At 69.2% G+C, this 21,238-nt stretch carries 21 protein-coding genes and 1 tRNA gene; 11 read left to right on the forward strand and 11 right to left on the reverse strand.

Translation table 11 applies throughout. The annotated features are described in order from the left end of the window. Positions 1-100: 100 nt before the first annotated feature. From Q0568_RS02870 to Q0568_RS02880, 3 genes are all read right to left on the reverse strand, one after another. Positions 101-496 (reverse strand): hypothetical protein, encoded by a 396-nt coding sequence (locus Q0568_RS02870; protein WP_298861919.1) that lies wholly within the window; start codon positions 494-496, stop codon positions 101-103. Between the two features lie 184 nt (positions 497-680). Beyond that, on the reverse strand, positions 681-1,952 hold the full coding sequence (locus Q0568_RS02875) for a restriction endonuclease subunit S (protein WP_298861922.1): 1,272 nt from the start codon (positions 1,950-1,952) through the stop codon (positions 681-683). Continuing rightward, positions 1,949-3,688 carry a class I SAM-dependent DNA methyltransferase gene (locus tag Q0568_RS02880; RefSeq protein WP_298861925.1) on the reverse strand — a complete coding sequence of 580 codons (1,740 nt, stop codon included), beginning with the start codon at positions 3,686-3,688 and terminating at the stop codon, positions 1,949-1,951. Before Q0568_RS02880 ends, Q0568_RS02875 begins: the two co-directional genes overlap by 4 nt. Positions 3,689-3,761: 73 nt before the next feature. On the opposite strand from Q0568_RS02880, the gene Q0568_RS02885 reads away from it, so the two are divergent. Continuing rightward, on the forward strand, positions 3,762-4,070 hold the full coding sequence (locus tag Q0568_RS02885) for a helix-turn-helix transcriptional regulator (RefSeq protein WP_298861928.1): 309 nt from the start codon (positions 3,762-3,764) through the stop codon (positions 4,068-4,070). A 6-nt stretch (positions 4,071-4,076) separates the two neighbouring features. Here Q0568_RS02885 and Q0568_RS02890 read toward each other — a convergent pair whose 3' ends face one another. The 4 genes from Q0568_RS02890 to Q0568_RS02905 all read right to left on the reverse strand — a co-directional run bounded on the left by Q0568_RS02890 (position 4,077) and on the right by Q0568_RS02905 (position 7,385). Then, positions 4,077-4,382 (reverse strand): hypothetical protein, encoded by a 306-nt coding sequence (locus Q0568_RS02890; RefSeq protein WP_298861931.1) that lies wholly within the window; start codon positions 4,380-4,382, stop codon positions 4,077-4,079. Positions 4,383-4,460: 78 nt separating this feature from the next. Beyond that, positions 4,461-5,312: a hypothetical protein gene (locus tag Q0568_RS02895; protein WP_298861936.1), complete on the reverse strand. Its 852-nt coding sequence runs from the start codon at positions 5,310-5,312 to the stop codon at positions 4,461-4,463. 89 nt (positions 5,313-5,401) lie between these two features. After that, positions 5,402-6,094: a phosphocholine cytidylyltransferase family protein gene (locus Q0568_RS02900; RefSeq protein ID WP_298861939.1), complete on the reverse strand. Its 693-nt coding sequence runs from the start codon at positions 6,092-6,094 to the stop codon at positions 5,402-5,404. A gap of 37 nt (positions 6,095-6,131) precedes the next feature. Continuing rightward, the gene (locus Q0568_RS02905) at positions 6,132-7,385 is read right to left on the reverse strand and encodes a hypothetical protein (protein ID WP_298861973.1); all 1,254 of its coding nucleotides are present in this window, start codon (positions 7,383-7,385) and stop codon (positions 6,132-6,134) included. On the opposite strand from Q0568_RS02905, the gene Q0568_RS02910 reads away from it, so the two are divergent. The 3 genes from Q0568_RS02910 to Q0568_RS02920 are packed head-to-tail and all read left to right on the forward strand — an operon-like array spanning position 7,354 to position 10,265. After that, positions 7,354-8,421 (forward strand): ATP-binding cassette domain-containing protein, encoded by a 1,068-nt coding sequence (locus Q0568_RS02910; protein WP_298861975.1) that lies wholly within the window; start codon positions 7,354-7,356, stop codon positions 8,419-8,421. The two genes, Q0568_RS02905 and Q0568_RS02910, sit on opposite strands and share 32 nt — an antisense overlap. Continuing rightward, complete coding sequence (locus tag Q0568_RS02915) at positions 8,397-9,965, forward strand: hypothetical protein (RefSeq protein WP_298861977.1); 1,569 nt, start codon at positions 8,397-8,399, stop codon at positions 9,963-9,965. Before Q0568_RS02910 ends, Q0568_RS02915 begins: the two co-directional genes overlap by 25 nt. Positions 9,966-9,998: 33 nt before the next feature. Then, positions 9,999-10,265, forward strand: coding sequence for a DUF3039 domain-containing protein (locus tag Q0568_RS02920; RefSeq protein WP_298861979.1), 267 nt, complete (start codon positions 9,999-10,001; stop codon positions 10,263-10,265). Positions 10,266-10,315: 50 nt separating this feature from the next. On the opposite strand, the gene Q0568_RS02925 is transcribed toward Q0568_RS02920, so the two are convergent. Continuing rightward, entirely contained in the window at positions 10,316-11,653 is a 1,338-nt protein-coding gene (locus tag Q0568_RS02925; RefSeq protein ID WP_298861982.1) for a nicotinate phosphoribosyltransferase, read from the reverse strand. An 84-nt stretch (positions 11,654-11,737) separates the two neighbouring features. Here Q0568_RS02925 and Q0568_RS02930 point away from each other — a divergent pair, with 84 nt between their 5' ends. The 6 genes from Q0568_RS02930 (at position 11,738) to Q0568_RS02955 (ending at position 17,469) form a co-directional block, all read left to right on the forward strand. After that, entirely contained in the window at positions 11,738-13,243 is a 1,506-nt protein-coding gene (locus tag Q0568_RS02930; protein WP_298861985.1) for a glycoside hydrolase family 3 N-terminal domain-containing protein, read from the forward strand. Then, on the forward strand, positions 13,240-14,181 hold the full coding sequence (murQ, locus tag Q0568_RS02935; RefSeq protein ID WP_298861988.1) for an N-acetylmuramic acid 6-phosphate etherase: 942 nt from the start codon (positions 13,240-13,242) through the stop codon (positions 14,179-14,181). Before Q0568_RS02930 ends, murQ begins: the two co-directional genes overlap by 4 nt. A gap of 67 nt (positions 14,182-14,248) precedes the next feature. Beyond that, positions 14,249-15,088 (forward strand): glutamate racemase, encoded by an 840-nt coding sequence (gene murI, locus Q0568_RS02940; protein ID WP_298861991.1) that lies wholly within the window; start codon positions 14,249-14,251, stop codon positions 15,086-15,088. A gap of 57 nt (positions 15,089-15,145) precedes the next feature. Beyond that, positions 15,146-15,880: a ribonuclease PH gene (gene rph / locus Q0568_RS02945; RefSeq protein WP_298861997.1), complete on the forward strand. Its 735-nt coding sequence runs from the start codon at positions 15,146-15,148 to the stop codon at positions 15,878-15,880. After that, positions 15,877-16,470 (forward strand): RdgB/HAM1 family non-canonical purine NTP pyrophosphatase, encoded by a 594-nt coding sequence (gene rdgB / locus Q0568_RS02950; RefSeq protein ID WP_298861999.1) that lies wholly within the window; start codon positions 15,877-15,879, stop codon positions 16,468-16,470. Before rph ends, rdgB begins: the two co-directional genes overlap by 4 nt. 78 nt (positions 16,471-16,548) lie before the next feature. After that, positions 16,549-17,469: a cation diffusion facilitator family transporter gene (locus Q0568_RS02955; protein ID WP_298862002.1), complete on the forward strand. Its 921-nt coding sequence runs from the start codon at positions 16,549-16,551 to the stop codon at positions 17,467-17,469. A 6-nt stretch (positions 17,470-17,475) separates the two neighbouring features. On the opposite strand, the gene ligD is transcribed toward Q0568_RS02955, so the two are convergent. Continuing rightward, positions 17,476-19,485 (reverse strand): non-homologous end-joining DNA ligase, encoded by a 2,010-nt coding sequence (gene ligD, locus Q0568_RS02960; RefSeq protein ID WP_298862005.1) that lies wholly within the window; start codon positions 19,483-19,485, stop codon positions 17,476-17,478. 67 nt (positions 19,486-19,552) lie between these two features. Between ligD and Q0568_RS02965 the strand changes: the two genes are divergently transcribed. Continuing rightward, positions 19,553-20,362, forward strand: coding sequence for a Ku protein (locus Q0568_RS02965; protein WP_298862008.1), 810 nt, complete (start codon positions 19,553-19,555; stop codon positions 20,360-20,362). Here Q0568_RS02965 and Q0568_RS02970 read toward each other — a convergent pair. Then, positions 20,359-21,069 (reverse strand): VTT domain-containing protein, encoded by a 711-nt coding sequence (locus Q0568_RS02970; protein WP_298862011.1) that lies wholly within the window; start codon positions 21,067-21,069, stop codon positions 20,359-20,361. The genes Q0568_RS02965 and Q0568_RS02970 overlap by 4 nt on opposite strands. A gap of 46 nt (positions 21,070-21,115) precedes the next feature. After that, positions 21,116-21,197 (reverse strand) — tRNA-Leu (locus Q0568_RS02975). Positions 21,198-21,238: the final 41 nt, after the last annotated feature.

The following is a 21,238-nucleotide window of genomic DNA, read 5'->3' on the forward strand; positions in this document are numbered from 1 at the left end:
AACGCGCTCATGGGCAGCCTCACAGTCTCGCGCTGATTGCGGGCGGACACAAGCGTTCATACGTGGTGCCTGCCTCGGGGATGCCAGCACGGGCGCGTCCTCAGATGTTCAGCGCCTCCGAGATCATGTCCCAGGGGAGGTGCTCTCGGATGACCCGGCATCGGGTGCGGTTATCGGTGGCCCGCACGGCGGCATCCGCTGCGGCCTGCACGGCCTCGGCGGGTGCGCCCGCGGCTTCCCCGATCCATAGGAGCGCACCAGGTGCCTGCAGCCGCTCGTACGTGATCCGGGCGGAAAGGTTCGGGGTACGGCGGGTGTACGCGCCGGCGCCGCGGGTGGCCTGTGAGTCGAACCACGACACCATGTGCTCCCGCCGATCGCCCCACCAGGCTCCGCGGCGCTGCGGGTAGTTGGTGCCGAACCAGTCACTGATGGGCAGCCGGGCGGGGAGGGTAGCGAGGATGCCGGCGAAGCGGCCGGGATGCATGTCGCCCATGCCGATCAGTGTCCCACGGCCGCGGAGCGGTGGTGGGTGCACGGCGGGCAGCGATCTGTGACGATGCTGCAACGGACTCGGGCGGGCAAGTGGGCTATCTCAATGCTTCCCGGAGGGCTGTGGCTTGAGCGGGATCGCTTCGCAGCCGTGGGCCGATGTCATCGGCGACATTGGAAGCCGACGACTACGCGGGGATGTCGATCTGGCCGGTGACGGCTGCGGTGATCAGCGCCGCGCGGCGCTCCTTCGACAGCTCGATGAAGCGCTCGGCCTTGGCGATGAGGGTGTCAATCTTGGAAACCGTGGCGTCGAGGTGCGTCGCGATCCTTTCCTGCTCGTCCAACGGTGGCAGGGGGATCCACGTGCCGCCCACTTGTCCAGCGTTGAGATTCGACTGTGTGTTGCTGCGCACGTCACGCAACAGGAAAGGTTTGAGCGCACGCAGAAGGTGGAACAAGTAGCGAAGGAATAGCCGGCTCGCGTCGGGTGTGATCCCAAGAATTGCTTGGTTCCAGACAGCAGGCACTTCCACCGCAGCCACTTCACCGACGCTCGCGTACATCGCGAAGAGGATTGTCCCAGGTTCTCCCGGAGTCAGCCGCTTCGATGCCATTCCATGAGGAGTCAATGACTTCATTGTGTGAGTGACGGTATCGCGCTTGCTCATATCGCCGATCGCCACCCACGGCGTGGCCTCAGCGTCGCCAGGGCTTGCCCAGAATTCGAGGTTGTCAGTGTCCGGTGTGGCACCCGAGGACAGCGTGGCAATCTGACTGATGCGTGCTCTTCTCCAATGGGCGGGTGCGTGCGGCGCCGAGTCGGGGCCTCCCGCGCGGGGCACGTGTGGGTCGATTCCTTCCAATACGGCGTGCTCGACCGCGGACGTACGTCGCTCGCGGAGGGTGGCGATGAGCTGTTCCTGCTTCGCGATGAGCGTGTCGATCTGGGCGGTCTCGCGGTCGAGGTAGTCGGCGATCCGTTGTTGATCTTCGACAGGTGGGATAGGGACGGTAACCCGCGATACGTCATTGCGACGGAGTGCAACTCGAGTCACGCCTGACGCCAACACCGACCACTGGCGGAGAACGAAGTCGGACCGCAGCGCCCAGTACACGTAGCGAGACGATGCGGCCTCGATGGGACGAACGATGGCGAGGTGGTAGCCGCAGATTAGGTCCGGAGCCTCGTAACTGACGAACGCTGGTATCCCGATATCGTCAGCTGTCTCCGAATCCTTGGTGATGATCGTGTCTCCAACTTTGAGGCTGAAGCGATCGATCTGATCTTCGGAAGCAGTGGCGACCATGAAGTCGAGTGATTCGGTGATTGCGTCGTTCTTGTACACGTCCGTGTAGTTGCATAGGCGCACACGAGACTCGCCCTCGACGGAATGCTTGTCGACGTTGCTGGGCCAGGCCTCCGCGAGCTGCGAGAGCCGACCAGTGGGCCAGGTCACCGCTCCACGCCCTTCAGCAGCTCCATGATCTCGCCGACGAGCTGGTTCAGCTCTGCGTCGATCTCCTCCAGCGGCCTTGGCGGCACGTACTCGTAGAAGTGCCTCGTGAACGGGATCTCGTAGCCGACCTTGGTCTTGGCGGTCTCTACCCAGGCATCCGGAACATGGGGGAGCACCTCCGAGGCGAAGTACTTCGAGATGACCTCGTCCCGGGCATCCGTTCCCGCCTCGTTCCCACCCCACGTGAACGGCACGTTCTCGGTGTCGCGCAGCTTGGAATCCGCCTTCGGCTTGCCCTTGCGGTCGCGGACGATCTCGCCGTCTTCGTCGCGCAGCGGGCGCTCGACGGTGATGGTCCAGTAGCCGAACGCATCGGTCGAGAAGATCTTGGAGTGCTTCTGCTCGGTGTGCTCGGCGTACAGCCGTGCGATCTCGGCGCGGTCCTTCTTCGACACCTCGCGGTTCTTCTGTCCGAGGTTTTTGGGCAGCTTGCTCCAGAACGCGGTGCCGTCGATCAGCTGCACGGTGCCGATGCGATCCGCCGGCTTCTGGTTGTCGAGCAGCCAGACGTATGTGGCGATGCCGGTGTTGTAGAACATGTTGGTCGGCAGCGCGATGATCGCATCCACCAGATCGTGCTCCAGCAGCCAGCGGCGGATCTGGCTCGGACCCGACTCCGCGGCGCCGGTGAACAGCGGCGACCCGTTCAGCACGATGCCCGCGCGCCCGCCGCCTTCGTGAACCGGACGCATCTTCGTCGCGATGTGCTGCAGGAACAGCATCTGCCCGTCACTGATCGGCGGCAGCCCGCCGGGGAAGCGGCTGCGCTCGCCGGCATCCTGGATGTGCGCCTTCACCGCCGCCTGCGACGCCTTCCAGTCCACCCCGTATGGCGGATTCGAGAGGCAGTAGTCGAAGGTCTGCCCGGCGAACAGGTCGTCCGAGAGCGTGTTGCCGAGGCGGATGTTCGTGGCATCCTGCCCCTTCGCGATCATGTCGCTCTTGCAGATCGCGTACGACTGCGGGTTGATCTCCTGCCCGTACAGCCGCAGCGCGGCATCCGGATTCATCTCCAGCAGGCGCTCCTCGGCGACCGACAGCATGCCGCCGGTGCCGGCCGTCGGGTCGTAGATCGAGCGCACCGCACCCTTCTCGGTGAGCCCGGAGTCGTCGCCCGCGAACAGCAGGTCCACGATCAGGCGGATGGCGTCGCGCGGCGTGAAATGCTCGCCGGCGGTCTCGTTGGAGGCTTCGGCGAACTTGCGAATCAGCTCCTCGAACAGGTCGCCCATCGCCGCATTGGGCATCGCCTCGGGGGAGAGGTCGACATCGGCGAAGCGCTGCACGACCAGCAGCAGGCGGTTGCTCTCGGCCAGCGCCTCGATCTGGTCGTCGAACTTGAACCGGTCGAACACGTCGATGTTCTTCGAGAACCCGGAGATGTAGTCGATGAGATTCGCCTGCAGACCCTGCGGGTCGCCCAGCAGGCGCGCGAAGGTCCACGGCGAGCTGTTGTAGAAGCCGAGACCCGTCTTCTGACGGATGCGCACGTCGCGCAGGTCGTCGTTGTCGGTGCTGTGCAGCACCTCGTTGATCACGTCGCGGTGCGCGGACATCACGCCGTCCAGACGCCGCAGGATCGTCATCGGCAGGATCACGTCGCCGTACTGGTGCGGTTTGAACGGACCCCGAAGCTGATCGGCGATGGACCACACGAAAGTACCGAGACTGCTCACGGCTTAACCATGGCATATAAGCCCAGGCATGAATGCGCGTGGTGCGGATGATCATTGTCAAGAAGCTGGTGGGATGAGAGCAGTCCGATCGCGAGCATCCGAGATCGTCGGGATGCGCGTTCGAGAACTGCGCGACAAGGGCATGATCAGCCGCAACAAGCTCGCCGAGCGCGCGGACATGGACGTCTCGCACCTGGCTCGCATCGAGAACGGCACCGGCAACCCCACGCTGTTCGTCCTCATCCAGCTGTCCACGGCGTTGGACATCTCGTTGACGACCCTGGTCAAGGGCCTCTCCGCCGCCGACCTGCCCCAGGACATCAAGCCGTACTCCGAGGCGGACTTCCGGCGCGAGCTGCGCCGACGCGATCACGACGCCTGACCGGCCTCACACCACGAACCTCCAGACGTACTCGAGCCCGTCCTGCTGGCGGAACCAGGCGATGGTCACCACCACCTGGTCCACGTCGCAGTCGCACAGGCACAGCTCGACGGTCTCGGAGGGAAGCACCTGGCCCCACAGTTCGACTGCTCCGCTCTCGGAGAGGTCGCTGCGGAGCACCTTGACGAAGTCCACCGGCTCCTTGCCGGCGTTCATCACGACCGGATGCCTCCGGTCGCCCCGCGTCACCACCCAGGGCACGCAGTAGGCGGTGGGAGAAGGAGCTTGGGTGGTGTCGATGGAGTGCAGCATCCGGCCAAGCTATGAGCGGTGACGGACGCCGGACCCGGCCCCAGAGGACCTGCTCCCGGAAGGGTGGAGAAGTCGGGATCAGTCCTCGGCTGTGGAGGACGGATGCCGTCTCGGCAGCCTCAGCCGCGACACGACGCCCCCACCCACCAGGCGCGCGCCGTGCAGCATCCGGGTCTCGAGCTTCTCGCTGCCTGCGGCGGGCTCCAGCTCCGGCGGCAGCCACAGCGGCGCGGTCCCGAACGCACGACGAGAGTTCTTCAGCACCCGGCGCCCGAGCAGGTGATTGCCCGCACCGCCGATCACGGCACCCACACCGAAAGGCATCGCCTTGCCGATGAACGAGGCACCGCCGCGCGAGGCGAACTGGCGGATGAACTCGGACTTCAGCCGGTCGACCAGCGGCCCCACGGCCGCCCGCGGCAGCGACTTCGTCACCAGCTCACCCCAGTACGAGGAGCGCGTCCCGCCCTTTCCGGAAGCCTGCCTGGCCAGCTGGGAGACGAGATCGACGCCCTCCTTGCCCAGCATCAGCGTCATCACCAGCGCACGGGCGCGCTCGGGATCTCGCACGGCGATACCGTGCACCTCGGCTACGGACTGCGCGAACAGCGCGGTCGACTCCATGAAGCCCAGCGTCTCCGCACCCGAGAGCGCGAGCGTCACGCCCGTGCCGATGCCCGGGATCACGGCCGTCGCGCCGACCGCCGCGCCGCCCGTCGTCACAGCGGCGAGATAGCGCGTCTCCAGGATCCTCACGATCTGCGCGGGGTCGGCATCGGGATGCCGCAGGCGGATGCTGCGGATGTGAGCCACGACCAGCGGCCGCTGCACGGCCAGCATCCGGTCCAGGCCTCGCGCCGAGAAAGAGCGCCGAGGCGTATCAATGACGACGGGCTCGTCGATCTCGAGCTTGTGGACCTTCTGCCGCATGTGGAGATCCTATGCACGGCATCCGCGAGAAAGCCGAGTGCCCCGGTACCCTTGCGGGGCCGGGGCACTCTCAGTCGTGAAGTCTGAAATCACACGAACAGGTTCGCGCGCTCCAGATCCTCGGCGAAGTCGATCTCGACCGCGTACAGGTCGGAGACGTCCATCGGCTCGAGCAGCAGGCCGTTCTCGGCGATCGCCAGCTCGAGACCGCGCTCGAAGTAGTCCTGGTCGTCGACGCGCTGCAGCTGGCGCATGAACGCCGCCTTGTCGGCCGAGGAGATGTAGTTGATGCCCACGGCCTCGCCCAGCCCGCCCTTGACGGTCTTGGACAGCTCCTTGATGAAGCCCTCGGCGGTGACGGTGTACTTGACCTCTTCGTCGCTGACCTTGGACGTGTTGACTGTGACGAACGACTGGTCGCGCTCGATGTACTCGATCGCGCGACCGAGGATGCGCGGATCGAAGACCACGTCGCCGTTCATCCACAGCACGCCCGCCTTGCCGGTGGCGCTCAGGGCGCGCAGCAGGCTCTTGGACGTGTTGGTCACGTCGTAGCGCTCGTTGTGCACGTACTTCGCGGTGGGGAAGGCCTCGATGATGACCTCGGCGCGGTAGCCGACCACCGCGGTGATGCGTGCGTCGCTGCCGAAGGCCGCGCGGATGTTGTCGTGCTGCTGCTGCATGATGGTGCGGCCGTCGCTGAGCTCGGTGAGCGGCTTCGGCAGCGCGCGACCGAGGCGCGAGCCCATGCCAGCGGCAAGGATGACGGTCTGAAGAGTCACGATTTCTCCTTGAAAAGAACTTGTGTTCACTGTCGATTCATCGACGGGACACCTCTTCGTGCCAGGAACATGGTACTGATGCCACCTGGGAGACCCCGGGCAGAGCGGATGCCGTTGCTGATCCGTGATCGTTCTCACATGCGACGCTCAGGATTCTCATGGGCGTCCGAATGCCGTTTCGACGTGTGTCGAAGGGCTCGGAGGCCTTGCGCGCTCTTGATACCGTAGTACCCGTGACAGCTTCTCGCGACGATTCAGGGGACCACCGCGAAGACACCTCCCCGCAGAGTGTCGCAGGGGAGGGTATCGCCGCTGCGGGGGATGCGGTGAACAAGCCCGCGCGCGCGTCTTCGACGCGGAAACCGGCGGCGACGGTGAACGCGGATGCGGCAGAGCCGGCCGCTGATGACGCGAAGGCGGATGCTGGAGCCGAGCCCTCCGCGAAGAAGACGCCTCGTCGCACGGCGACGAAGAGTGCGGCGGCGAAGGGCACGGGCACGAAGGGCGCAGGTACGAAGGCCAGTTCGGCGAAGAGCACAGCGGCCAAGAGCACAGCCGCCAGGACCGCGGCGGCGAAGACCGCTGCTGCGAAGAAGGCGACATCCGACACTGCGGCGGCGAAGACGACCGCGGCGGGGCGCACGGCCGCAACCGGAGCGGCTCGCACGGCCGCTGCGAAGAAGGCTGCGGCCGCATCGGCATCCGAGACCGCATCCAAGACGGCGGCCGTGGCCAGGTCCGCGTCGAGCAGGACCGCAGCCGTCGGCAAGACTGCCGCCGGCAGGGCAACGGCGAAGTCGGCCTCCACGACGCGCAGCGCATCCAAGACTGCGGCACCCGACGCAGGCTCGGCGGAGACCACGGAGACCAAGACCACCTCGGCGACGTCGACCGCTGCGTCGAAGACAGCCGATGCGGAGACCACCGCACCCAAGGCCGGTGCTGCGAAGAGGACAGCGTCCAGGACCACCGCTACGGGAGCGGCGTCGAAGTCGACTGCGTCCAAGGCGTCGGTGTCAAAGACCACTGCGACCAAGGCTCGCGGTGCGAAGAGTCCCGCGTCCAAGCCCGCAGCCACCAAGACCGCAGCCTCCAAGACCGCGGCGTCCAAGACCGCGGCGTCCAAGACCGCAGCCTCGCGAGTCGCAGCTTCGACCAACGCGTCCCGGACCGCTGCTGCCGAGTCCGATCCCACCACACCCGAGTCGACCATCACCGCACAAGCGAGCTCAACGGCGTCCGCTGCGGCCGTCCCCCCGATGTCCGGGCCCGGCTCGAAGAGCCCAGCCACGACTGACGCCAGGGCATCCGCACCGCGTCTCGTCGCCGCATCCGACAGCGCGCCCGTCACCACCGAGGCGCGCGCACCCCGCGACGGCGAAGACTCGACGGCGGCCGAACCCGCGCTCACGCAGGCCCCTCCCGTCGTGGCTGCTCCGGCTGACTCCCCGCGGCCAGCAGCGGAGACTCCCGCGGCTGCGAACCACTCCGAGCCGATCGACGCCGAGGCATCCGACTCCACGGTCTCGGAATCCGAGACCGTGGCGCCCACAGATCCCGACGGCGTCACCGAGGCCATCCGCATCCGCGGCCTCGTCAAGCGGTTCGGAGACTCGCATGCCGTGGACGGCATAGACCTCACGGTGCCCGCCGGATCGTTCTACGGACTGGTCGGCCCCAACGGAGCGGGCAAGACCACCACGCTGTCGATCATCGCCGGACTCCTGCGGCCGGATGCCGGAACCGTGCACATCAGCGGCATCGATCAGCGCGCCAACCCGCTCGGCGCGAAGCGCGTGATGGGCGTGCTGCCCGACCGGCTGCGCACCTTCGATCGTCTGACCGGCCGCCAGTTGCTGCACTACTACGGGCAGCTGCGTGGGCTCAGTCGCACGGTGATCGAGAAGCGCGTGGCCGACCTCGCCCGTGCGTTCGACCTCGCCGAGGCTCTCGGCCGCGTCGTCTCCGACTACTCCGCTGGCATGACCAAGAAGCTCTTGCTGGCCGGTGCCCTCATCCACACGCCTCGGGTGCTGGTGCTCGACGAGCCGTTCGAGGCCGTCGACCCGGTGTCCTCCGGCGTGATCCTGGACATCCTGCGCTCCTACGTGTCGCATGGCGGCACCGTCATCCTCTCCAGCCACGGCATGGACCTCATCGAGCAGGTGTGCTCGCGAGTCGCCGTGATCGTCGACGGCGAGGTGCTGGCCGAGGGGACCGTCGACGAGGTGCGCGCCGGCCAGACGCTGGCTGCCCGGTTCGTCGAGCTCTCCGGTTCCGGGGGCGAAGTGGAGGGGCTGGAGTGGTTGCACACGTTCTCCGACTGAGACTGGCGCTGCTGGCCGGCGCCCTCCGTGGGGAGCGCCTGGTGCGCAGCGTGCTGGCCACGCTGGCTGTCGCAGCCTTCACCGTCGCGGTCTGCATCGCGGTGCTCGGTCTCGCCGAGGCGCCGCTGCCCACCGCGCGAACGATCATCGTGCTCGGCTCGGCGGCCACGTTCGTCGCGTTCTTCCTCGCGCCGATGCTGACCGCCACGCCGGATCAGCTCGATCCGCGGCGCTTCGGCCCGTTCGGCGTGGACGAGAAGCGGATGCCGTGGATCCTGGCGCTGGGGTCGCTGATCAGCATCCCCAGCTTCGCGCTCATCGCGGTGCACCTGTGCTTCGTGATCACGGCCATCACCGTCGGCGGCATCGCGTGGCCGGTGGCGATCCTCGCCGGCATCGTCAGCGTCGTGTCCACCGCGCTCGTAGCGCGCATCGGCATGGCCATCAGCGCCATCGCGCTGCCCGAGCGCCGATCCCGCGAGCTGACGGTGCTGTTCACCATCCCGATCATCGTCATCGCGTTCCCCGTCGCGGCGTACTTCGCCTCGATGAACTGGAACGGCCACGTGCCGGTGACCGTCGCCTCGGCGACCTCCGTCGTCGGGTTCACCCCGCTGGCCGCGCCGCAGGCGTTCCTGTACCACCTCGCCGCGGGCGACGCGGGGGCGGCCTGGGTCAGCGGACTGATCGCCCTCCTCACGCTCGGCGGGCTCCTGGCGGTATGGATGATCCTCGTGCGACGCCTGCTCAGCACCACCGAGCGCCCGCACGCCGCGCGCGAGCGCGTGGGACTGGGCTGGTTCTCCGGGCTCCCCGCCAATGCGTTCGGGGGAGTGGCCGCGCGCAGCCTGGTGTACTGGCTGCGCGACCGCCGCTACATCGTGAACGTCCTGATCGTCCCCATCGCCGGCGTCCTGACGGTGTTCCCGCTGATGGTCGCCGGGGTGCCCGCATGGGCCGCCGCGCTCGTGCCCGTGCCGCTGATGGCGCTGTTCTTCGGCTGGCTGCCGCACAACGACGTCGCCTACGACTCCACAGCCCTGTGGCTGCACATCGCCAGCGGCGTGCGCGGCGTGCCCGATCGGCTCGGCCGGCTGGTGCCCGTGCTGCTGGTGGCCGTCCCCGTGCTGGCCGTCGCCGTCTCCGTGACACTGGTCACCATCGACAAGTGGACTCTGCTGCTGCCGCTGGTGGGTGTGGCGGCCGTGCTGCTGCTGACGGGACTCGGCATGTCGAGCATCGCCTCCGTCGTCGCCCCGTACGCGGTCTCGCGCCCCGGTGACAGCCCTTTCCAGCAGCCGCAGCGCTCGTCGTCGCACGGCTCGTTCGGCGCCGCGGGCACGTTCGTGGGTGCGCTGCTGTTCAGCGCCCCCACCGTGTGGCTGTTCGTGCTGACCGTCGTCGATGGGGATCAGCATGCGCCCGCGACCTTCTGGACCGGCATCGTCACCGGCATCCTCGTGCTGGCCGGAGGCGCCGCCATCGGCGGTGCGATCTTCGAGCGCAGCGGCACGCGGCTGATGGAGTTCGTCGAGACCACCTGACCCCGGCGTCATCCCGGCGGCTAGAATCTCGACATGAGCATTCCGCTGGACAACCCCGATCACGGTGGCGTGGCAACACTGGATCGCGAACTCGAAGAGCTCCTCCGCGAGGAGAACCTCGAGCCCGGCGACCACGAGCGCTTCTCCCACTACGTCAAGAAGGACAAGATCCTCGAGTCCGCCCTCACCGGCAAGCCGGTGCGAGCGCTCTGCGGCAAGAAGTGGACTCCGGGGCGCGACCCCGAGAAGTTCCCGATCTGCCCGACGTGCAAGGAGATCTACGACAAGATGATGCGCTGATCCGAGTCAGTCCGCGTCAATGCCCTTCGACTCGTCGCTGCGCTCCTCGCTCAGGAACCAGTCGGCCCCTCCGGGGCGTCAATGAATAGAGTCGGGATCGCAGGATCCGACTTGCTGAGCGCGAGGGCGCGCACAGGCAGCTCCTCGCGCACCTTCAGGTGATGCTCCCTCGCGGACTCCGTGCCCGCGTGTCCCTCGTAGGCGGTGTCGACGTCGCCGTCCTGCACCAGCACGACCTGCAGTGGCCGCGAGTCGGGGTGCGCCGCCGGCTCGTCGACGCGCTCGAAGCCGTCGGCCACCGAGATCGTCTCGGCCACGGCCACGCCGTTCGCAAGAGTGCGGAAGGCAGCCTTGCGTCCGCCCTTGGAGGCCTTGTCGGCGGATGCCTTGGCGACGGCGACCCAGCCGCCCGCGGCATCCTGCCTGGCGACGAGCTTGTAGACCATGCCCGCGGTCGGGTATCCGGATCCGGTGACCACCGAGGTGCCCACGCCGTAGGCATCCACGGGAGAGGCTGCGAGAGCCGCGATGGCGTACTCGTCGAGGTCGCTGGTGACGGTGATCTTCGTCCCCGTCGCGCCCAGTTCGTCGAGCTGTGCGCGCACCGCACCCGCCACGATCGGCAGGTCGCCGGAGTCCAGCCGCACGCCGCCGAGTGACGTGCCGGCCACACGGATGGCCGTCTCCACGCCCGTGCGGATGTCGTAGGTGTCCACCAGCAGGGTCGTGCCGGTGCCGAGGCTGTCCACCTGCGCGCGGAACGCGTCCTCCTCGGTCTCGTGCAGCAGGGTCCAGGAATGCGCGGCGGTGCCCATCGTCGGGATGCCCCAGGCGCGGCCCGCCTCGAGGTTGCTGGTGGCGCCGAACCCGGCGATGTACGCCGCACGGGCGGCGGCGACGGCGGACTGCTCGGCGGCGCGCCGCGAGCCCATCTCGGCCAGCGGGCGCTCCCCGGCGGCGATGCTCATGCGCGAGGCCGCCGTGGCCACGGCCGAGTCGTGATTGAGCACGCTCAGTGCGAGGGTCTCCAGCACCACGGCATCGGCGAAGCTGCCCTCCACTGTCAGGATCGGGGAGCCGGGGAAGTACAGCTCGCCCTCGCGGTAGCCGCGGATCGTGCCCGTGAAGCGGTAGCCCTCCAGGTAGCGCAGCGCGTCGGCATCCACCACGTCGTTGTCGCGCAGGTACTTCAGTTCGTCGTCGCCGAAACGGAACTCGCGCAGCAGCGACAGCAGGCGTCCGGTGCCGGCCACCACGCCGAAGCGGCGCCCGCCGGAGAGCCGGCGGGAGAACAGCTCGAAGACCGAGGGGCGGCTCGCCGTGCCGTCGCGCAGCGCGGCGGCGAGCATGGTCAGTTCATAGCGGTCGGTGAGGAACGCGGAGCTCATCCGCCCAGTCTATGGTGAGGCGATGATCTTCCTCGTGGCGGTGCGGGCGGACTCCGTGGCAGGCTCGTGGAGGGGCATGAAGGGATGAGCATGGACGAGGAGCTGCGCAGACTCGCCAATGGCGTCGTGTGGCCGGGGTTCCTCGGCTCCGCAGTGCCGGACTGGCTGGAGCAGGAGCTCGCGGCCGGGCTGGCGGGCGTGGTCTACTTCGCGCAGAACCTGCACGGCGACACGGCCGCTCTCAGCGCCCGCATCCACGAGATCGCCCCGCTGGCGCTGATCGGCATCGACGAGGAGGGCGGCTCGGTCACCAGGCTGGAGACCGCCACCGGTTCGACGGCGCCCGGCGCCGCGCAGCTCGGGGCCGTGGACGATCTGCGAGCGACGCGCGCCACGGGCTACGAGATCGCTCGACGCTGCGACGCCGTCGGCGCCGACGTGGTGCTGGGACCGGTCGCCGACGTCAACACCGACCCGCGCAATCCCGTGATCGGCACACGATCGTTCGGCAGCGACACGGATCTCGTGTCCCGGCATGCGGCGGCCGCCGTGCGCGGCATCCAGGATGCCGGCCTCGCGGCCTGTGCGAAGCACTACCCGGGCCACGGCGACACGGCGCTGGACTCGCACCACGACCTGCCCCGCATCGACGCACCGGTGGCGGAGATCACGGCGCGGCACCTGCCGCCGTTCGCCGCGGTGGTCGATGCCGGCGTTCAGGCCGTCATGACTGCGCACATCGTCGTGCCCGCCTGGGGCGACGCCCCCGCCACGCTCAATCCCCGCATCCTCGGGATGCTGCGGGCGGGCGGCTTCGACGGTGTGATCGTCACAGACGCGCTGGACATGGCCGCCGTCCGCGAGACCGTGGGGCTCGGGCCCGGCGCGGTGGCGGCGCTGAACGCCGGCGCCGACCTGCTGTGCGTCGGCAACCCCACCAACCCCGGTCAGGCGATGCTGCCGGACCAGGACCAGCACGATTTCCACGCCGTGCGGGATGCCGTCGTCGAGGCGATCCGCAGCGGTGCGCTCCCGCGCGAGCGGGTGGCCGAGGCAGCGGCCCGCGTCGCGCGGATGGCGGAGCGCGTTCGCTCGCGTCCGGCGGTGCCGGAGACCCGCTTCGACGCCGCGGCCGTGGTGCAGCGCGCGGTCACCGTCCGCGGGCGGCTGCGGCCCCTGCCGGACGTGCCGACCGCCGTCATCGACATCCGCCGCCGCTCGTCGTTGGCCGTGGACAGCGCTGCGGGCCATGTCGCCCTCGCCCTGGCCGCCGGCGGGCCGACCCTGCGATGGGAAGCGACGGCAGATGCTGTGCGAGTCGACGCCGTGCCGGTCGCGGCCGGAGAGGGTCCTCTGATCGTGCTGGCGGATCGGCTGGACGCGGGCGCCGCGCAGCGCGCGCTCGCCGAGCGCCTGGCCCGGGCGTACCGCGCGGTGATCGTCGACGTCGGCGTGCCCGGGCCTGCCATCGACGACGTCCCCGTGATCGAGGTCCGCGGAGCCGGGCTCCTCGGCGCGCAGCAGGCGCGGCGTCTGCTCGTGGGCGCCCCGTATCGACCGTCCCCGAGCGAACTGGAGGATCTCACATGAGCACCGACGACCTGAACCGCACGCTCGACGCCCTGGCCACCGAGCAGGTGGACCCGGCGGCCGCGCACTTGGACGAGCTCGGCACCGGCGCCCAGGTGGCGCTGATGATGACGCACGCGGCGCAGGCGGCATCCGCCGTCGCCGCCTGCGCCGACAGCATCGCCGCGGCCGTGGACGGGATCGCCGCCCGCCGCGCGCGGGGCGGGCGCCTCGTCTACATCGGTGCCGGCACCGCCGGACGGATGGGCGTGCTGGACGCCAGCGAGATCCCGCCGACGTTCGGCACCGACCCCGCCGAGGTCGTCGGGCTCATCGCGGGCGGCGATGAGGCGCTGCGTCACGCGGTCGAGAACGCCGAGGATGACGCGCTCGCCGGCATCACGGACCTGGAGGACATCGGACTCAGCGCTGACGACGCGGTGGTCGGCATCTCGGCATCCGGACGAACGCCGTACGTCGTCGCCGCTCTCGCCCACGCTCAGCGGGCGGGGGCGTTCACCGTGTCACTGGCATGCAACACGACAGCCGCGATCTCGCAGGGTGTGGATGTGGCCATCGAGGTGGCCGTCGGCCCTGAGGTCGTCGCCGGCTCCACCCGGCTGAAGGCCGGAACCGCGCAGAAGCTCGTGCTGAACACGCTGTCGACGCTGACGATGGTGCACGAGGGCAAGGTGCTGGGGAACCTCATGATCGACGTGCAGGCCACCAACGAGAAACTGCGCGTGCGGGCGCAGCGCATCGTCGTCCGCGCGACGGGAGCGGATGCCGACACCGCCGCCGCCGCGCTGGCCGCAGCCGGCGGTTCGGCCGCCCTCGCCATCGCCATCCTCGCCACCGGACTCGACGCCGATGCGGCCAGGGCCGCGCTGCGCGACGCCGGCGACCTGCGCACGCTCGTGCACGCGTCAGGGACTCGCCGCAGTGGCGAGGCGGGATGACGCCGCCGATGCTCGTAGGGGCGGGCTCCGGCTGGACCGTCGCGGGCCCCGAGTAGGCTTGGGCATCATGAACGACGCGCCCATCGGCATCTTCGACTCCGGCGTCGGCGGACTCACCGTGGCCAGAGCCATCCGCGCGCAGCTGCCTGCGGAGTCCATGGTGTACATCGGCGACACCGCGCACTCCCCGTACGGGCCCAAGCCCATCGCCGACGTGCGGCGGTACAGCCTCGAGGTGCTCGACACCCTGGTGGATCAGGGCGTGAAGATGCTCGTGATCGCCTGCAACACGGCATCCGCGGCCATGCTCCGCGATGCGCGCGAGCGCTACGACGTGCCCGTCGTCGAGGTCATCGGACCCGCTGTGCGCCGCGCCGTCTCCACCACACGCAACGGCCGCGTGGGCGTGATCGGCACGGTCGGCACCATCGGCTCGCGGGCGTACCAGGACATGCTGGAGGTCGACGAGCGCCTGCAGGTGTTCACCGCCGCCTGCCCGCGGTTCGTGGAGTTCGTCGAGGCCGGCATCACCGGCACACCCGAGGTGCTGGCCGTCGCCGAGGACTACCTCGCGCCGCTCCGGGATGCCGACGTCGACACCCTCGTGCTGGGATGCACGCACTACCCGTTCCTGCGCGGCGCCATCAGCTACGTGATGGGCGACGGCGTCTCCCTGGTCTCCAGCGACGACGAGACCGCCGCCGACGTGTACCGTCAGCTGGTGCGCGGCGACCTGCTCGCACCGTCGGATGCTGTGGCGTCGTACACCTATGAGGCCACCGGCTCCTCCGCCGACGACTTCACTGCGCTGGCCAACCGGCTGATGGGCCATGAGGTGCGCGATGTGCAGCTCGTGCAGACCGGTGTCATCACCCTGCCGGACCTGTCCGGCGCCGAGATGCTCTGACCCCGACCCGACATCGCTCCGCGAACCCCTGAGTCTCCGAACCCCCGAGAGGACACCATGTCAGACACCGTCCGCGCCGATGGGCGCCGCACCGACCAGCTCCGAGAGATCACCATTGAACGCGGCTGGTCCGCCAACGCGGAGGGCTCGGCGCTGATCAGCTTCGGCGGCACGCGCGTGCTGTGCACGGCATCCTTCACCAACGGCGTCCCGCGCTGGCTGACCGGCAAGGGCAAGGGCTGGGTCACCGCCGAGTACGCCATGCTGCCGCGGGCGACCAACTCGCGCAACGACCGTGAGAGCGTGAAGGGGCGCATCGGCGGACGCACGCACGAGATCTCCCGCCTGATCGGCCGCGCGCTGCGCGCCGTGGTGGACACCAAGGCCCTGGGCGAGAACACCATCGTGATCGACTGCGACGTGCTGCAGGCGGACGGCGGCACCCGCACCGCGGCCATCACCGGGGCCTACGTGGCTCTGGCCGACGCCATCGAGTGGGGTCGCGAGAAGAAGTTCATCGGCAAGAACTCCACTCCGCTGCTGGACTCGGTCGCCGCGGTGTCCGTCGGCATCATCGACGGCGAGCCCATGCTCGACCTGGCATATGTCGAGGACGTGCGCGCGGAGACCGACATGAACGTGGTCGTGACCGGTCGCGGGCTGTTCGTCGAGGTGCAGGGCACCGCCGAGGGCGCCCCCTTCGACAAGCGCGAGCTGGACGCCCTGCTGGAGCTGGGCGTGAACGGCTGCGCCGACCTGAAGGCGCACCAACTGCAGGTGCTGGGCGCGTGAAGGTCGTCCTGGCCACCCACAACCCGCACAAGGTCGCGGAGTTCCAGCAGATCGTCGCAGCCACCCGCCCCGACCTCGAGATCGTCGCCTACGACGGGCCCGAGCCCGTCGAGGACGGCGTGACGTTCGCGCAGAACGCGCTCATCAAGGCCCGCGCGGCGGCGGAGCACACCGGACTGCCGGCGCTCGCAGACGACTCCGGCATCTGCGTGGACGTGCTGGGCGGGTCGCCCGGCGTGTTCTCGGCGTACTGGGCGGGGCAGAAGAAGGATGCCACCGCCAACCTCGAGCTGCTGCTGGATCAGTTGCGCGACATCGCCGACCCGCACCGCGCCGCGCAGTTCCACGCCACCATCGCGCTGGTCGTGCCCGGCGGCGCCGAGCACACCGTGCAGGGCGTCTGGCCCGGTCGTCTCGCACACCGGCCGGCCGGCCCCGGCGGGTTCGGCTACGACCCGATCTTCATCCCGGACGGGCAGGATGCCGGCGCCGAGCGCACCGTCGGCGAGTTCACGGATGCCGAGAAGCAGGCCCAGTCGCACCGTGCTCGAGCGTTCCAGGCGCTGATCCCGCTGCTGGCGGAGCTCTAGGCGCTACTGAGAACCGTTACCGTTCCCGACTGCGCGGAAACGGCGCTGACCGGCGTGTTCCCGGCCTAGCCTGGAAGCATGCACGATCACGCTCCCGCCCCCGGCGGCCTCCGCGACGCCGGACACCGGCGCCTGCTGGCCATCTCGCTGGGCCTGACGGCGACAGTGATGGTCGTGCAGATCGTGGGCGCGATCCTGTCGGGTTCCCTGGCGCTGCTGGCCGACGCCGCGCACATGTTCACGGACTCGTCGGCTCTGGTGATCGCGCTGATCGCCACGGCCGTCGCCGCGCGCCCTGCCGATGCCCGCCGCACCTTCGGCTACCAGCGCGCCGAGGTGTTCGCCGCGCTCATCAACGCGATCATCCTCATCGTGCTGACCGTGAGCGTCGCGATCGGCGGCGTCCAGCGCCTGCTGAACCCCGGTGATGTCGAGGTGGCGGGGCCGGTCATGCTGACCGTGGCCGTGATCGGCATGCTCGCCAACGCCGCATCCCTGTGGCTGCTCAGCCGTGCCCAGGCCACCAGCATCAATGTGCGCGGCGCGTACCTCGAGGTGATGGGCGACCTGCTGGGATCGGTCATGGTGATCGTGGCCGCCATCGTCATCGTCACGACGGGATGGATGCCGGCAGATGCCATCGCCTCCCTGCTGATCGCCGCGATGATCGTCCCCCGCGCCATCTCGCTGCTGCGCGAGGTGGTCTCGGTGCTGGCCGAGTCCGCGCCCCAGGGCATGTCGGTGGACGAGATCCGCACACACCTGAAGGGCTACCGGGGCGTGGTCGACGTGCATGATGTGCACGTGTGGCAGCTCACCCGAGGCGCGCCCGTGTTCACAGCGCACGTGATCGTCGCGCCCGCGGTGTACACCGCCGACCGCTCCGCGGAGCTGCTGGCCGAGCTGCAGTCCTGCCTGGCCGAGCACTTCGACGTGGAGCACTCCACCTTCCAGCTCGAGCCCGCCGGCCACGACGACTGCGAATCCACGCACGCCTGACCTGGCTCAGGATTCGCGCCGCACCTCTTCGGGGGACTTGTCCGCGCGCAGCCCGCGCCAGCGCGAATGGCGCAGGATGCCGCCCGGCGACCAGTTCGCGAACTCGACCTCGCCGACCAGCTCCGGCCGCACCCACAGGGCGTCCGACGCGTCGGCAGCCGGCACGCCCTCCAGCGGAGGATCCGGCACGCGCAGCGGCTCCAGCCGCGCCGCCAGGTCGCGCAGCATCCGGTCGGTGAATCCGGTGCCGACGCGGCCGACGTACTCGAGCGAGCCGTCCGGCCCGCCCACCGCCAGCAGCAGCGATCCGATGCCGCCGCGCCGGTTGCCCTGACCCGGGCGGATGCCGACGATCACCGCCTCCTGCGTGCGGGTGTGCTTGATCTTCAGCCATGACGGCGATCGTGCACCGGGTCGGTAGGCGGATGCCGGATCCTTGGCCACCACGCCCTCCAGACCGTACTGCGCGCTCATGCGCAGGGCTGCGTCGAGGTCGTCGAACACCGGCGGCACCTGCACCGGCGCATCGAGGCCGGATGCCAGCTGCTCCAGCAGCTCGCGGCGCTGCCGCAGAGGCATCCGGGTGAGGTCGTGGCCGTCGAGCCGCATCAGGTCGAACAGCAGGTACACGACGGGCGTGCGCACCACCTCGCGCTCGATCTCGCGACCGCGGGTCAGGTGCATGCGGTCCTGCAGCCGGCTGAAGCTCGGCAGCCCGCGCGCGTCGAAGGCGACGATCTCGCCGTCGACCACGGCGTCGGATGCCGGCAGGTGCGGCGCCCCGTCGGCCGTGAGCTCCGGGTACCGCACCGTGATGTCGGTGCCGCTGCGGGCGCGCAGCGTGAACCGTCCGTCCGCCCAGGTGCCGATCGCGCGGACGCCGTCCCACTTGATCTCCGCCCAGTCGTAATCGCGGGCGAGGCCGGGGGAGCCGGATTCGGAGAGCATGGGGCGGATGGAGGCGGCGTCGGGCGCGGCCGGTGCGTCGGGCATCGCCGACGCGGCGAGAGGAGCGGGTGCGGCGGGCACAGGCGCGTCCACCGGATGCGGAACAGCATCCTTCATGCGGTGCAGCAGCCACTGCGACTTCTCGCCCTCGCCGCCGGTGCGGATCAGCGCGAGTGCGGCGAGCGGGTCGATCCCGGCATCCACCCGCTCCAGCACCTCGTCGAACTCCAGCTGCCCCAGCTCGGGATCCTCCAGCTCGTCCCAGGTGCGCGGCGCCGCCACCCACGGCCGCGCCCGGCCGCGCAGCGAGTACGGCGCGATGGTGGTCTTGGCGGCGTTGTTCTGACTCCAGTCGATGAACACCTTCCCGCCGCGCGCGGACTTCGCCATCGTCCGCGTGACCAGGTCGGGATGATTCGCCTCGATGAGCCGGGCCAGCTCCTTCGCGACCGCCGAGACGTCGTCGCTGGTCTGCAGGCCCGCGCCCTCGTCATCGGTCGGCAGGCGCGCATACAGATGGATGCCCTTGCTGCCGCTGGTCACCGGAATCGGGTCGAGTCCCATGCCGCTCAGGATGCCGCGGGCGATGCGCGCCACCTCGGCGCACTCCGCCAGCCCCGTGCCGGGACCGGGATCGAGGTCGAGCACCAGCCGGTCCGGTCGCCCGCGCTCGCCGGAGTGCGTGAACCGCCACTGCGGCACGTGCAGTTCCAGCGCCGCGATCTGCGCGAACCACACCAGGGCCGCGGCATCATCGGCCTGCGGATACTCCTTCGCCCCGCCGGAGTGCTCGATCGGCATCCGCCTGATCCAGTCCGGCGCGCCCTGCTCGAGCTGCTTCGTGAAGAAGCTCGAAGAGGGAGCATCCGCGGTTCCCACCCCGTCCACCCAGCGCTTGCGCGTGATGGGGCGACCGCGCAGGTGCGGCAGCATGACGGGTGCGATCCGTGAGGCGTAGGCGAGGATCTCGCCCTTGGTCGTGCCGGTCTCGGGGTAGACGACCTTGTCGAGATTGGTCACGCGCAGGCGGCGGCCGTCGACCTGCACGACCTGCCCGCTCGCTGCCATGGGGACAGAGTAGCCGGGCGGGCACAAGCCCCTGGCCGGAACCACTGTGACTGGTGATACTTGTGTGATGAGGAGCATCTGGAAGGGCGCGGTGACCTTCGGCCTGGTGAACGTTCCGGTCAAGGTGTACTCGGCGACCGAGGACCACGACGTCCCCCTGCATCAGGTCCACGACGAGGACGGCGGGCGCATCCGCTACCAGCGGGTCTGCGAGCTCGACGGCAAGACCGTCGCCTACGCCGACATCGACCGCGCGTATGTCGACGACGACGGGCAGACCGTCGTGCTCACCAAGAAGGACCTGGCCGCACTCCCGGCCGAGAAGAGCAGGGAGATCGACGTGGTGGAGTTCGTGCCCAGCGACCAGATCGACCTGCTCACCCTCGACCGGGCCTATTACCTGGAGCCGGACTCGACCTCGCCAAAGGCGTACGTGCTGCTGCGACGGACCCTCGAGCAGACCGACCGCACGGCCATCGTGCGGTTCACGCTGCGGCAGAAGACCCGGCTGGCGGCGCTGCGCGTGCGCGGTGACGTGCTGGTGCTGCAGACACTGCTGTGGGCCGACGAGGTGCGCGAGGCGGCCTTTCCCTCGCTGGACGAGGAGGTGAAGATCAGCGCCAAGGAGCTGGAGCTGTCGGCATCCCTTGTCGAGAGCTACTCGTCGGACTTCGAGCCGGAGTCGTACGTGGACGAGTACCAGAGGGAACTGAGCACCCTCATCGACGCGAAGATCTCCGCCGGCGAGACCTTCGACGTGTCGGAGACCTTCGCCGAGGAGGGCGAAGGCACCGTCGGCGAGGTCATCGATCTGATGGAGGCGCTGCGCGCCAGCGTGGAGCGCTCCAAGGCCGCGCGCGCGAAGGACGCGGGCTAGGAGGCGTCGCTCCCGGCGCTCGCCGCCTCCTTGCCGACCTTGTGGCGCTCGCTGAGGTAGTGCCACAGCGTCAGCAGGGCGCTGCCGGCGACGGCGGCGAGCAGGATCAGGTCGATGTAGTTCTCCACGAAGCGCGCGACGGGAGGGATGTAGCCGATCAGGTAGCCGAACATCGTCAGGCCGAAGCCCCACAGCACGGCGCCGATGAGGTTGTACAGCGAGTACCGCTTCCACGGCATGTGGCCCACGCCCGCCGCCACCGGGGCGAAGGTGCGCACGATCGGGACGAAGCGCGCGAGGATGACGGTGAGGCCGCCGAAGCGCTCGAAGAAGGCGTTGGTGCGCTCGACGTTCTTGCGGCTGAACAGCCCGGACTCCTTGCGCTCGAAGACCGCGGGCCCGCCCTTGTGCCCGATGAAGTACCCGACTTCACCGCCCACGAACGCGGCCACGCCGATCAGCAGCGCCACGACCCAGACGCTCAGCCCGAACACCCCGTGCTCGGATCCGGCGATCGGGTGCGACAGCAGGCCGGAGATGACCAGCAGCGTGTCCCCGGGGAACAGGAAGCCGATCAGCAGGCCGGTCTCGGCGAAGATGACCAGGCACACCACCAGCAGGGCCCACGGGCCGGCAGCACTGATGATCGTGTGCGGATCCAGCCACGGGATGAGCGCGGTCGGTGCCTGGATGAGCGTGTGAAGCAAGAGCGTTCCCGTCGGTCGTGATGCGGCGGATGGTGAAGGGGATGCGTGCGGGAGATGGGACTTGAACCCACACGCCCAGGGGCACAGGAACCTAAATCCTGCGTGTCTACCGATTCCACCACTCCCGCGCGTCAGCAAGTCTACTGATCGGCGGTTACGGGAACCCGTA

The organism is uncultured Microbacterium sp. (genome assembly GCF_937927635.1).
Taxonomy (GTDB): domain Bacteria; phylum Actinomycetota; class Actinomycetes; order Actinomycetales; family Microbacteriaceae; genus Microbacterium.

Coding starts and splice junctions, on each gene's coding strand:
- Q0568_RS02955 (WP_298862002.1), top strand. CDS start 16,549: ATGCACGATCACGCTCCCGCCCCCGGCGGCCTCCGCGACGCCGGACAC.
- Q0568_RS02925 (WP_298861982.1), bottom strand. CDS start 11,653: ATGAGCTCCGCGTTCCTCACCGACCGCTATGAACTGACCATGCTCGCC.
- Q0568_RS02895 (WP_298861936.1), bottom strand. CDS start 5,312: ATGCGGCAGAAGGTCCACAAGCTCGAGATCGACGAGCCCGTCGTCATT.
- Q0568_RS02910 (WP_298861975.1), top strand. CDS start 7,354: ATGTCCGGGCCCGGCTCGAAGAGCCCAGCCACGACTGACGCCAGGGCA.
- Q0568_RS02920 (WP_298861979.1), top strand. CDS start 9,999: ATGAGCATTCCGCTGGACAACCCCGATCACGGTGGCGTGGCAACACTG.
- ligD (WP_298862005.1), bottom strand. CDS start 19,485: ATGGCAGCGAGCGGGCAGGTCGTGCAGGTCGACGGCCGCCGCCTGCGC.
- murQ (WP_298861988.1), top strand. CDS start 13,240: ATGAGCACCGACGACCTGAACCGCACGCTCGACGCCCTGGCCACCGAG.
- Q0568_RS02885 (WP_298861928.1), top strand. CDS start 3,762: ATGAGAGCAGTCCGATCGCGAGCATCCGAGATCGTCGGGATGCGCGTT.
- rph (WP_298861997.1), top strand. CDS start 15,146: ATGTCAGACACCGTCCGCGCCGATGGGCGCCGCACCGACCAGCTCCGA.
- Q0568_RS02965 (WP_298862008.1), top strand. CDS start 19,553: ATGAGGAGCATCTGGAAGGGCGCGGTGACCTTCGGCCTGGTGAACGTT.
- Q0568_RS02890 (WP_298861931.1), bottom strand. CDS start 4,382: ATGCTGCACTCCATCGACACCACCCAAGCTCCTTCTCCCACCGCCTAC.
- Q0568_RS02930 (WP_298861985.1), top strand. CDS start 11,738: ATGAGCATGGACGAGGAGCTGCGCAGACTCGCCAATGGCGTCGTGTGG.
- murI (WP_298861991.1), top strand. CDS start 14,249: ATGAACGACGCGCCCATCGGCATCTTCGACTCCGGCGTCGGCGGACTC.
- Q0568_RS02870 (WP_298861919.1), bottom strand. CDS start 496: ATGGGCGACATGCATCCCGGCCGCTTCGCCGGCATCCTCGCTACCCTC.